Genomic DNA, 12,214 nt, shown 5'->3' on the forward strand with positions numbered 1-12,214 from the left:
CCTCAGTTGAGCGTGTTTAGGCTATTACCCAAGAATCTGCGGATTGAGCTGCCAGGTACTCCAGGTGAGGGCGCAGGCCAAGCTCACCCAGGCGAGGTAAGGCGCAAGCAAAACGCCAGCCAGTGGTTTGAGGCGCCAGAACATCACTAAAGTAATCAGTATCAAAGCCCATAGCACCAGCGTGCCGATAAAGGCAATAGCGCCCAATTGCCAGACGAAATAGAGCCAGCTCCACAGAGCGTTAAGTGCTAGTTGCACCAGAAACATCACCAGTGCCGGTCGCGCACCCGGTTCGCGCCAGGCAAGCCAGGCGGCGATACCCATCAGGCCGTAAAGCGTTGTCCACATCGGCCCGAACAGCCAGGCCGGCGGCGCCCAGGCGGGCTGCTGGAGCGTTTCGTAGAAGGCAGCCGCATTGACAGAGGCGATAGCGCCAATGGCGGCGGCAAGGTAGGCCAGCACCAGCCAACCGATGAGGCCTTTGATCTGTTGACTGCGGGAGAGCTCACGCATGAATGTTCCTAGCTAGGTTTGTGAAAAATGCTTCAAGGGTAGTGCAGGGTGGTGAATTCGGCTATGAGGGGGTGCTCCTCTTATGGGAGAGGCTTCAGCGAGGATATCGGCGCAACGACAGCGCCAACAGGGTGAAAGAGGCGCATGGCACTTTCTGGGGCGGTTACGCAGGATACTTTCAATATCCTGATCAACCCTATGGAAATTGTATGGAATTCCTGGCGTTGGTTGACTTGATGGCAATCCTTTGCCGCTTTCAGACTCCTTTCTGTTTGCATTGCTATGTCCCACGATAACTAGCTACTTCAAACTAGCTCCCGCTTCTCGCGACGAGCTACGCGAATGTCTTTTACAGTGGCGAAGCCGATAATCGCGAAGATAGCGAGTGAGGCCAACGGCCAGATAAGTACATATAACGCGAGTATAAAGGTTTGCATGTGCTTTCCTTTTTTCTGGCTGGTGCGCGATGGCGCACCAGCTGACGGAGTGTCCGTGCGACACAGGGCTTAGGCCTGGGTAGCAGGCTTGGCTGGGTCGTAGTTGATGACGTTCTGGTCAATTTGCGAGAAGTCGAACTTGCTGGAACTCATCAGGCTGACGCCGATGCAGACAATGGTGCTGACGCCATAGGCCATCAAAGAGGCCATCAGTACCGTGTAGTCCTGCAGGAAGCCGATAAAGAAGTAGGCCAGTACGATAGCGCTGAGTGCACCCACAATTAAACCGACCCGGCGCCCACAGAAGCCGAAGGCCATCAGGCCGAGCACAACCCCACCGCCTACGGCGGCGAGTAACTCAAACAGCCCGGCGATCACACCGACCATGGGCAGCAGCTCAAAGCGCGCGACGCAGAACATCAGCAGGCCCGCAATCACTGCCGAGGTGAAGGCCGCATTGGTTACCCGGCTCCAGAAACAGCTGGCGATGACCGGGAATACAATCGCGCCCCACAGCGCGCCAACGAAGACCAGCATGATCAGAATATCCATCGAGAAGCTGGCGAGAATTACCCCGATTAACGTCGCGACAATCATGGTCAGCCTGCCGATGAACAGCATCTTGGTCGGGTCGGGCTTGTTTTTAGCGATGTTCTTGCCGTACACATCGGCCATTACGATCGCGGACATAGCGGAAAGGTCCGAATCGGCAGTCGAAGAGAGCGAGCCAATGACCAGGATAAAGAACAGCCCGATAAACATCGGCGAGAGGTACATTGATACCATCTGCGGGATCAGGTTATTCATGTCGCCATTGATCGGCTCCATGCCGGTCATTAGTGCCATCAAACCAATCATACCCAGGCCGATTACGATCGCGCCGTAACCAATGGTGGCGGTAATAAAGGTCGGTTTAATGTGGTCTTCACGCACGGCAAATAGCCGCTGGGAGATGGTCTGGTTACCAATGGCGTAAGCCAGCACCGCCACGAAGAAGGGAGCACCCTGATTGAGAATGGCGTCCATCGAGAACAGATTCGCCTGCTCTGGCGTGAGGAGACTCATGCCATCCGACAGCGTTTGTGGGCCGCCAAGTGCGAACATCACCGCTGGAATAATCAGGATGGCAACGGCCATCATCGCCATTAGCTGGGCAAAGTCAGTCAGCACCGAGGCGCGGAAGCCCGACCACAGCGTATAGCAGAGCACCCCGACCCCGGCGATGACGACACCGGCCTGGAAGGAGAGTGGCGAAAGTACCGAGACCAGTGCACCGGAAGCCGTGAAGTTAACCATCAGGCTAATGATGCTGCCCAGGATGTTGGAGGAGGCGAGAATCAGCTGGCTGGAAGAACCATGGCGGGCGTGGATAAGCTCACCCAGCGTATGCGCGTTGGGCGCCAGCTTGCGAAAGCGGCGTCCAAAGGGATAGATAAACAGAATCATCAAGGCGCCCCACAGCCCGTAATGCAAGGGGCCGGAAATCCCGTAGGTGTAACCCGAGGTAGCGGCGCCGTAGAAGGAGGCTGCCCAGATCCAGGTAGCGGTCATGCTGGCCGCGCCAAGGCCGAAGCCGATCTGATGATTGGAGACCATGAAGGCGTCGGTATTTTCCTTTTTCTTCTTGATCAGCAAGGTCAGCAGGTAAGTGCCGCCGTAAAAGGCTCCTAGCAAGGCGAGCACGGTCAGGGTCGAGAATTGATAGAAATTTTCTTCGTTCATTGAATACCCATAGGCTTTGCAGCCCTAGCATCCTAAATAGCAACCACAGTTCCCTTTACGGGGTGGCCGCGACAGGACGTAAGCAAAAAACAGAACATCTTTCTAGGTATGTCTGTAGCGAGATGAGACTGCGGTTGGCAGCCTGGTAGTGCAAAAGTCAGGCGTTGGAAGCGCCTTAATAGGGAGGCGGATAAACTCACACAGCGTGCTACAACAAAGCGCTGGGAGAGCCGATCCGGATAGCTACCCTACTCGCTAATGGTTGAACAGTACAGGTAGAGTGCGCCGGTACGAAGTGGCCATAGAGGAAGTTTATTGGCTTTTAGAGTATTCCTGCTTATCTGAAATACTTTCACCAGCTTGAAATCTGCAGCGTCGAATTCTTCAATGATCCTCTAGCAACTGATAAATTTTCCCAATGACACTTATAGCCATTGGAAGAGCTTTAGATACTTAACGCGATCCAAAATTATCGACTAGACTGCTTTAAACCCATCGTTTAGTCGAGGAGAATAACGTGTCTGATCAAAAGCCTACACGCCAAGAGTGGGGAGCGCGTACTACCCCACGTCTGCAAGGCAACGAGCACTGGTGGCCCGACCAGCTCAACCTTAACGTTCTGCACCAGAAACACCCCGACGCCAACCCCTTCGATGAGACATTTCGCTACGGCGAGGCGTTCGCGAAGCTCGATGTTGATGAACTCTGCGCCGATATCGATGCATTGATGACCGACTCTCAAGATTGGTGGCCCGCCGACTGGGGGCATTACGGCCCGTTTTTCATCCGCATGTCATGGCACGCGGCGGGCACCTACCGGGCGCTTGATGGTCGCGGCGGCGGCGGCACCGGCGCGCAGCGCTTCGCCCCGCTCAACAGCTGGCCGGATAACGGTAACCTGGATAAAGCGCGTCGTCTGTTGTGGCCAATCAAGCAGAAATATGGCGAGAAGCTCTCCTGGGCCGACCTGCTGGTGCTTGCCGGCAACCGCGCGCTTGAAACCATGGGCTTCAAGACCTTCGGGTTTGGCTTTGGTCGCTCTGATATCTGGGCGCCTGAGGATGATATCTATTGGGGGCCGGAAGCCGAGTGGCTGGGTGACAAGGATGAGCGTTATACCGGCAGCTTCGAAGACGGCAACCGGGTTCTCGACAATCCGCTCGCCGCGGTCCAGATGGGGCTGATCTACGTCAATCCCGAAGGCCCCAATGGTGTCCCGGACGCGGCGAAGTCGGCGATGGATGTACGTGAAACCTTCGCCCGGATGGGGATGAACGATCGTGAAACCGTGGCGTTGACCGTGGGTGGTCACACCTTCGGTAAGATGCACGGCAACGGACCAGCGGACGCCGTCGGCGGTGCGCCTGAAGAGGCCAAGATCAATGAGATGGGGGTCGGCTGGGCAAACAAACACGAGACCGGCCTGGGTGAGTACACCATTACCTCAGGTCTTGAAGGCGCCTGGACCCCTACGCCGACCAAGTGGGATAACACCTACCTTGAGACGATTTTCTCCCACGAGTGGAAGGTCAAGAAATCACCCGCTGGCGCAAACCAGTGGGAACCGGTAGAGGTCAAAGACGGATTCTGGGTGCCCGATGCGCATGTCGAAGGCAAAAAGAACCCACCGGTGATGAACGCCGCCGACATGGCGATGATTGTCGATCCGGACTATCTCAAGATATCCAAGGAGTATCGCGAGAATCCGGACGTGCTTGCCGACGAGTTTGCCCGCGCCTGGTACAAGCTGTTGCACCGCGATATGGGACCGCGTGCCCGCTACCTTGGTCCGCAGGTGCCCAATGAGGTTCTCGTCTGGCAGGACCCGGTACCTGAGCACGAAGGGCCGTTGGTTAACGATGAGCAGATTACTGCCCTAAAACAGGCAATCGCTAACACCGGGCTGACCGCCAAGCAATTGGTCAGTACCGCTTGGGCCTCGGCCTGTACTTACCGCCAGACCGACCATCGCGGTGGCGCCAACGGTGCACGTATTCGTCTTGAGCCGCAGGTCGGCTGGGACATCAATGTGCGCTCCGGCGTGGCGGATGTGATTGATCAACTCGAGAAGATCAAGAACGACTCCGACGCCAACATCTCCCTGGCGGATATGATCGTCCTCGGCGGGAACGTGGGGGTCGAGAAGGCCGTTAAAGCGGCCGGGTACGACATCACCATTCGGTTCATCCCGGGCCGTACCGACGCGACCCAGGAGATGACCGAGGTCGATACACATGCCTACCTGGAACCGAGGCATGATGCGTTCCGCAACTATATGCAGGCGCAGTCGACGGGCATTCCCGCTGAGCACCTGATGGTCGACCGGGCGTTTATGTTGAACCTCAGCGCACCGCAGATGGCTGCGCTTGTGGGTGGTATGCGTGCCATCGGTGCCAACGCCGATGAGAACAACACCGACGGTATCCTCACCCACCGTCCGGGCCAACTGACGAATGACTTCTTTGTCAATCTCATCGACATGGGCACTGTGTGGGAGCCGACCGATGAGAGCGAGGAGCGCTTTGTGGGCCGGGACCGTAAGTCCGGTGAGACCAAATGGACTGCCTCGCGCGTTGATCTCGTCTACGGCTCGAACTCGCAGCTGCGCGCCATCGCTGAGGAGTTTGGCGCGAACGGGGGCGAGCGCCACATGATCCACAAGTTCGTGTCAGGGTGGGTCAAGGTAATGGAGAACGACCGCTTCGATCTGCATCGCTGAGCCTCAAGTCCGCGCTGAAAAGCGCGGACCATTGCGTATAAATTGCACCCCGAACATTGGATATCATCCAACGTCCGGGGTGTTTTATGTAAGGTTGAGAGTGTTGTTAGTTCACTTCACTAGGCGGTTGCTGAGACCGCCGCGACGCCCCTTAACTGGGTAACATCGGCACGCGGCGGGGCGCCGAACATGCGGCTGTATTCGCGGCTGAAGTGTGAGGGGCTTTCATAACCCACCCGGTAACTGGCGGTAGCCGCGTCCAGTCCTTCGGCGAGCATTAATCGCCGGGCCTCAAGCAGGCGTAGCTTCTTTTGATATTGTAGCGGCGACATTCGCGTGACTTGCCGAAAGCTGTGATACAGGGTGGATTCGCTCATGTTAGCGGCGGCTGCCAGCTCGCTGATTTTTAGCGGCTGGGCGTAGCGCTCTTTAAGGGAGTAGATAACCCGCGCAATGCGGTGCGCCTGAGAATCCGTGGCGGTGAAACGGCGCATCCGCGGCCCTATTTCCCCCATCAGCGCTCGGTAGATCAACTCCCGCCGGGCTAAGGGAGAAAGCACCGGAATGTCTTCCGGGGAATCGAGCAGGCCCAGCAGCCGATAGAGCGCGCCCTGCATGCGATCATCCATGGGCGCCGAAATAAGCCCGCAGTCCATCTCGGGGCAGATGGAGTCAGTGCCTGCTGGCGGTGCCTTATCGCCGAGCTCCAGTATTAGCCCGGCCACCTCTTGGGGATCCACCGAGACTTTTACTGCAAGGTAAGGCTGCTCAGGTGTCGCATGGTCAATTCTACCGAGCATGGGTAGATGAACGGCGCTTGCCATATAACTGAGGCCGCTGTAGACGATTTCTTTATCACCCAGTTGCACGGTCTTACTACCCTGGATGACAAAGCACAGGCAGGGTTCATACACGGCACAATGAAAGCTAGTGGCGGTGTCAGCGCGTATCAGTTGGACCTCGGCAATCGCCGTGTCCTGAAGCGCTTCCAACGGCGCCCAGCGACGGGCGACTTTGCTCAATTGCTGCGGCAGGCTGTCGCTGAAATGGGCGATTTGCTCAGGTGCGATAACGGTCACGGGCTCTCCTCCTTAACACCTAGCAGTATAGGCCTCCGTTTCATGAATCGGTGGCTTTTTCATCTGGTTTTGCAGAATCAGGCAAGCACCCCGTAGAAACCGACAATGCCAACCGCGTGTCATCGAATCGTCATTATGCCTAGGCATGGCAATCAGCCGACATCTCGACTAGCCAGCCGGTTTAACGCTGTCACTGCTTCGACAGGATTGGGCAATTTTTCCGTAGGAACCTGATACCTCCCACCTTCTCTCTTCACCTATGTTAGCTGATATCCGGTCGGTGCTTGGTCCCTGGTCGAATCCGGCACTGCTTAACCGACTACATAACTGCCAACGCGATACTCATCTAAATAACGAACGCTGCTATCGAATGCCGATAGCCATGGGAGCAAGTCATCATGGGAAGTTTGTCTCAAAGAGCCCGCTTTGCAAGCAGCCGAGGGGTGATTCCGTTTTTGCTAATAATGACCTTACTGGCTGGTTGCGAGGCCAAGAGCGAGGAGGCGATAGCGCCTTCCTCTCCGCCGCCTCCGGAAGTCGACGTAGCGCAAATCGTCGCTCAGCCGGTGGTGTTAAGTGAATCGTTTACCGGGCGGGTGGAAGCCGCAGAAACGGTTGAATTAAGGCCTCGGGTCAGCGGCTATATCCAGGAGGTAGCGTTTGAAGAGGGCGAGCTGGTAGAGCAAGGGGCTCTATTGTTCCTGATCGACCAGCGGCCTTACCAGGCCCGGGTCGGCGCCGCCCAGGCGGATCTTGCCCAAGCCAGGAGCCAACTGGCCCAAGCGGGAAGCGAAGCCGAGCGCGCCCGCGTGTTATTGGGGCGCCAGGCCATTTCCCAGGAAGTGCATGACCAGCGTCAATCGACCTTGAACAATGCCCGCGCCATGGTGGATGCCGCGCAAGCAGCGTTAGAGTCTGCCGAGCTGGACCTTGAGTACACCCGTATTACGGCGCCGGTTAGTGGCCGCGTCGGTCGGGCCATGGTGACGCTGGGCAATCTGGCTAACGCTGATCAGAGCCTGCTGACTACCCTTGTGAGCATTGATCCGGTTCACGTTTACTTTGAAGCCGATGAGCAGGCCGCATTTGCCAGCCAGACACTATTGACCGGTGACGCGCCGAACAACTTGACGATCGAGTTAGGCGGCGACCCGCAGCGCCAGTACAAAGGCACCCTGGATTTTATCGACAACCGCTTAAACCCCAATACAGGCACCCTGCAATTCCGGGCGGTGCTGGCCAACCCAGATGGACGCATTCGCCCTGGGGAGTTTGCTCGGGTCGACATGCCTGTCGCGCGTTTAGAACAGGCGGTGTTGGTGGACCGCAAGGCAGTGTTGACCAACCAGGATCGCCGCTATGTCTATGTCGTTGATGAGAACAACTTAGCCGAGCGGCGCCAGGTAACGACAGGACGCCAAGTGGCCGAGCGAACGGTCATCACCAAGGGGCTCAGCGCCGGTGATCGAGTCATTGTTAACGGTGTGCAAAAAGTGTTCTTCCCCGGAATGGAAGTGAGCCCGCAAAGCGTAGCGGCCGCCCCGGCGGCTGGTACCCCTATTTCCGCCGATCAGCCCACCATTGCTGCCAGGGAGGATTAAACCGCCATGAACTTCTCCCGTTTCTTCGTGGACCGACCGATCTTTGCAGCGGTGCTGTCGATTATTATTCTGGCGGTGGGGCTGATCTCTATTCCCAACCTGCCGATTAGCGAATACCCGGACGTGGTGCCGCCCTCCGTGGTGGTACGTACGGTTTACCCTGGCGCCAACCCGAAGGAGATCGCCGAAACAGTCGCTACGCCGCTGGAAGAAGCCATCAATGGCGTCGAGGACATGATGTACCTCAAGTCCGTGGCGGGCTCTGATGGCGTGCTGCAAATGACCGTCACCTTCCGCCCTGGTACCGATGCTGAGCAGGCCGCCGTCCGGGTGCAGAACCGCGTTAGCCAGGCCGAGGCGCGGTTGCCGGAAGCCGTGCGTCGTCAAGGTGTTACTACCCAGAAGCAGTCGCCGACGTTTCTGATGGTTGTTCATTTGACTTCGCCCAGCGGTGAATACGACACCCTCTACCTGCGCAACTATGTGCGGCTGAATGTCCGTGATCGTCTTGCCCGGCTTGAAGGGATAGGGGACGCGCAAATATTCGGCGGAGGTGACTACGCCATGCGGGCGTGGCTTGACCCAGAGCGTATAGCCGCCCGTGGCCTGACCGCCAGTGATGTGGTGGGCGCTATGCGGGAACAGAACGTGCAGGTCTCAGCCGGGCAGTTAGGCGCCGAACCCATTGAGGAGAGTGACTTTCTCACCCTGATCAATGCCCGTGGGCGGCTGGAAACGGTGGAGGAGTTTGGCGACATCGTATTAAAGCGTGGCGAAAACGGCGAAATCCTTAGGCTTTCCGATGTGGCGCGGCTGGAAATGGGCGCCGGGGACTATACGCTGCGCTCGCAGTTGGACAGCAATAACGCGGTGGGTGTGGGGATATTCCAGGCGCCGGGTGCCAATGCGCTGGAGATACGTGAGCAGGTGATCGCCACCATGGATGAGCTTTCCGAGCAGTTCCCGGAAGGCGTTGAGTACGAAGCGGTCTACGACACCACGATCTTTGTTAACGACTCTATAAAGTCAGTGATAGCCACCCTGCTGGAAGCCGTGCTGCTGGTGGTGCTGGTCGTCACGCTGTTTCTGCAGACCTGGCGTGCGTCTATTATTCCGTTGCTTGCGGTACCGGTCTCGGTGATCGGCACCTTTGGGGCGCTCTATTTGCTGGGTTACTCCATTAACACGCTGACCCTGTTTGGTCTGGTGCTCGCCATCGGTATCGTGGTGGATGACGCGATCGTGGTGGTGGAAAACGTCGAGCGCAATATTGAAGAGGGCCTAAAGCCCCAGGCCGCCGCTCATCAGGCTATGCGGGAAGTCTCCGGCCCTATTATCGCTGTAGGCCTAGTGCTGTGTGCGGTGTTTATTCCTATGGCCTTCCTATCGGGGGTGACCGGTCAGTTCTATAGCCAGTTCGCGGTGACGATTGCCATTTCCACGGTGATCTCCACCATTAACTCGCTGACCCTGTCGCCTGCGCTGGCAGCGATGCTGCTCAAGCCGCATAACGCGCCTAAAGATCGGCTCACCCGCGTGATCGATAAGCTGTTTGGCTGGATTTTCCGTCCTTTCAACCGTTTCTTTAATGCCAGCTCGAGCAAGTACCAGGGCGGCGTGGCCCGCTCCCTGAAGCATCGTGGCGCGGTGTTTGTAGTCTACGCGCTGTTGCTGCTGGGCACCGGCGTAATGTTCAAGGCGGTGCCGCCCGGGTTTATTCCGGTGCAGGACAAGCTCTACTTGATTGCAGGTGTCATTCTGCCGGAAGGAGCCTCTCTGGAGCGAACCGACCAGATGCTCCAGGATGTGGTGGACATTGCCATGGAGACCGAAGGGGTGGAGCATGCCATTGCCTTTCCTGGTTTGAATGCGCTGCAGTTCACCAACACCTCCAATACTGGGTTGTCCTTTCTCACCCTCAGCGCTTTTGGTGAGCGTAGCCTGAGCGCTGCAGAGATAAACGCCCGCATCAATCAGGGCATTAGCGGTTTGAAAGAGGGGTTTGCCTTCTCCTTTATGCCGCCCCCGATTCTCGGGCTGGGCAATGGTTCAGGGTTTCAGCTGTTTATTGAGGACCGCGGCAACCTTGGCTATGGGGCATTGCAGGAGGCACTTAACCAACTCCAGGGCGCGATTGCGCAAACACCGGGCATGGGCTTTCCGATCAGCAGCTACCAGTCTAACGTGCCCCAGTTGGATGCCGAAGTGGACCGGCTGAGGGCCAAGGCCCAGGGTGTGCCGTTGACCGAACTGTTCGACACCCTGCAGACTTATCTTGGCTCGACCTATGTGAATGACTTCAATCGCTTTGGCCGAACCTGGCAGGTAATCGCCCAGGCGGATGCCCCTTACCGGAGCAGCGTGGAAGACATCGCTCGGCTGCGTACCCGTAATGATCAGGGAGAAATGGTGCCGATTGGTACGATGGTGGATATCAGGCAAACCTTCGGCCCGGACCCAGTGTTGCGCTACAACGGCTATCCGGCGGCGGACTTGGCTGGCGAGTTCGACCCCCGAGTGCTCTCTTCCGCGCAGGCAATGGACGCCATTAATGCGCTGGCGGAAGAAGTGCTGCCCCCGGGCATGGCGCTGGAGTGGACCGACCTGAGCTACCAGCAGTCCACTCAGGGTAACGCCGCGCTGTTGGTTTTTCCGCTGTCGATCCTGCTGGTATTCCTGGTGCTGGCGGCGCTTTATGAGAGCTGGACGCTCCCGCTGGCGGTGATTCTGATCGTGCCCATGTCGATGCTGGCAGCGCTGATTGGCGTCTGGTTTGGCGGGGGTGACAACAACGTCTTTGTCCAGGTGGGGCTGGTGGTGCTGATTGGCCTGGCGTGCAAGAACGCTATCCTGATCGTGGAGTTTGCCCGTGAGCTGGAACTGCAGGGTAAGGGCGTGGTGGAAGCGGCCCTGGAAGCCTGCCGGTTGCGGCTAAGGCCGATTATCATGACCTCGATTGCCTTCACGGCGGCGGTGTTGCCTTCGGTCGTTGCTACCGGCGCAGGTGCAGAGGTACGGGCGGCGCTGGGTACCGCGGTATTTGCCGGCATGATCGGTGTCACCCTGTTTGGCTTGTTCCTCACACCGGTGTTCTACGTGGCGCTGCGCAAGCTGTCAGGTCCTCTGGTCAGCCATCACAGCGCTACGTTGGATACTCCCTCTCAACCTGCCAGCCATGCCCAGAGTTGATGATAGAGCGGAATACCAATTAACACGTTGAAAGGGAAGGTGAGCCCCAAAGATGCCAGCATGGCAAGGCCAATGTTGGCATCTGGAATGGCGGCCCGAACGGCAACGGGGGCTGCAATGTAGGAGGCACTGGCGGTAAGGCTGGCCAAAATAACCGCTGAACCAGCGGGCAGCCCCAGCCAATACGCCATTAGTAGGCCAAAGCAGGAAAGCACGATAGGTGCCGCTAGCGCGAACATAATCAGGCGGCTATGCCCCCACCGCAGGCTGCGTAGGGTTTCCGCTGCGACCAAACCCATTTCCAACAGGAAGATGGCCAGGATGCCGTGGAAGGCGTTGGTATACAGACCGGTAACCGATTCACCGGCATCAGGGCCGTAAAGCCAGCCAATAAGCACACCGCCTACCAATAGAATGACACCGCGATTGGTTAACGTTTCGTGCCATAGCCCCGACGTTGCGGCATTAGTGCCATTACGGCTGAGCCGCCGGTAGAGCATAAGTCCCAGCATGATAGCGGGTAGCTCAAGCAGCACTAAATAAAGCGTGACTTGGCCACCGGTAACCAGGTTATGTGCCTCTGTATAAGCTAGGGCGACCGCAAAGGTCCCGGCGCTAACCGAGCCGTAGTGTGCTGTGAGACTAGCGCTATCCGCCAGGGAGAGCCGCACCAGATAGCGAACGACCGGGAAGATAACCAAGGGGATCATTATCCCCAGCAGGGTGACCCCGGCCAGTTCAATAAGCAGTGCAGTATTTAAACTGCCGTGCAGGGCCATGCCGCCTTTAAGACCAATGGTCAGCATTAGCAGCAGGCTTAGTATGTCGTAAGCGGCTTTGGGAATACTGAGATCGGAGCGCACCACACCGGCCACCACACCCAACACAAAGAACATCACCACAATATCCGGCACGGAAAATCTCCTAATGGGTTTTAAAGCGGTTACTTTAGCG

8 protein-coding genes are annotated in these 12,214 nt (G+C 57.5%); 3 read left to right on the top strand and 5 right to left on the bottom strand.

The annotated features are described in order from the left end of the window. Positions 1 to 24: 24 nt before the first annotated feature. The 3 genes from ACW44H_RS04390 to ACW44H_RS04400 form a co-directional block, all read right to left on the bottom strand. Positions 25 to 513, bottom strand: coding sequence for a TspO/MBR family protein (locus ACW44H_RS04390; RefSeq protein WP_457507200.1), 489 nt, complete (start codon positions 511 to 513; stop codon positions 25 to 27). A gap of 305 nt (positions 514 to 818) precedes the next feature. Continuing rightward, complete coding sequence (locus tag ACW44H_RS04395; protein ID WP_457507202.1) at positions 819 to 950, bottom strand: putative transporter small subunit; 132 nt, start codon at positions 948 to 950, stop codon at positions 819 to 821. A gap of 69 nt (positions 951 to 1,019) precedes the next feature. Then, positions 1,020 to 2,672, bottom strand: coding sequence for a sodium:solute symporter family protein (locus tag ACW44H_RS04400; protein ID WP_457507203.1), 1,653 nt, complete (start codon positions 2,670 to 2,672; stop codon positions 1,020 to 1,022). A 517-nt stretch (positions 2,673 to 3,189) separates the two neighbouring features. On the opposite strand from ACW44H_RS04400, the gene katG reads away from it, so the two are divergent. After that, complete coding sequence (gene katG, locus ACW44H_RS04405) at positions 3,190 to 5,391, top strand: catalase/peroxidase HPI (protein ID WP_457507205.1); 2,202 nt, start codon at positions 3,190 to 3,192, stop codon at positions 5,389 to 5,391. 119 nt (positions 5,392 to 5,510) lie between these two features. On the opposite strand, the gene ACW44H_RS04410 is transcribed toward katG, so the two are convergent. Further along, positions 5,511 to 6,470, bottom strand: a complete 960-nt coding sequence (locus ACW44H_RS04410) for an AraC family transcriptional regulator (protein WP_457507207.1) — start codon at positions 6,468 to 6,470, stop codon at positions 5,511 to 5,513. Positions 6,471 to 6,868: 398 nt separating this feature from the next. Between ACW44H_RS04410 and ACW44H_RS04415 the strand changes: the two genes are divergently transcribed. Both ACW44H_RS04415 and ACW44H_RS04420 read left to right on the top strand, forming a co-directional pair. Further along, positions 6,869 to 8,071 (top strand): efflux RND transporter periplasmic adaptor subunit, encoded by a 1,203-nt coding sequence (locus ACW44H_RS04415; RefSeq protein ID WP_457507209.1) that lies wholly within the window; start codon positions 6,869 to 6,871, stop codon positions 8,069 to 8,071. 6 nt (positions 8,072 to 8,077) lie between these two features. After that, a complete protein-coding gene (locus tag ACW44H_RS04420; protein ID WP_457507211.1) occupies positions 8,078 to 11,260 on the top strand; it encodes an efflux RND transporter permease subunit in 3,183 nt (1,060 codons plus the stop codon). Here the strand turns inward: ACW44H_RS04420 and ACW44H_RS04425 are convergent. After that, positions 11,233 to 12,174, bottom strand: coding sequence for a sodium-dependent bicarbonate transport family permease (locus ACW44H_RS04425; RefSeq protein ID WP_457507213.1), 942 nt, complete (start codon positions 12,172 to 12,174; stop codon positions 11,233 to 11,235). The genes ACW44H_RS04420 and ACW44H_RS04425 overlap by 28 nt on opposite strands. Between the last annotated feature and the right edge of the window lie 40 nt (positions 12,175 to 12,214).

It is taken from the genome of Vreelandella sulfidaeris Esulfide1, from assembly GCF_054072535.1.

Bases quoted from the DNA above. Each gene is read 5' to 3' on its own strand.
- ACW44H_RS04390 (WP_457507200.1), bottom strand. From the start codon at position 513: ATGCGTGAGCTCTCCCGCAGTCAACAGATCAAAGGCCTCATCGGTTGG.
- ACW44H_RS04395 (WP_457507202.1), bottom strand. From the start codon at position 950: ATGCAAACCTTTATACTCGCGTTATATGTACTTATCTGGCCGTTGGCC.
- ACW44H_RS04400 (WP_457507203.1), bottom strand. From the start codon at position 2,672: ATGAACGAAGAAAATTTCTATCAATTCTCGACCCTGACCGTGCTCGCC.
- ACW44H_RS04415 (WP_457507209.1), top strand. From the start codon at position 6,869: ATGGGAAGTTTGTCTCAAAGAGCCCGCTTTGCAAGCAGCCGAGGGGTG.
- ACW44H_RS04420 (WP_457507211.1), top strand. From the start codon at position 8,078: ATGAACTTCTCCCGTTTCTTCGTGGACCGACCGATCTTTGCAGCGGTG.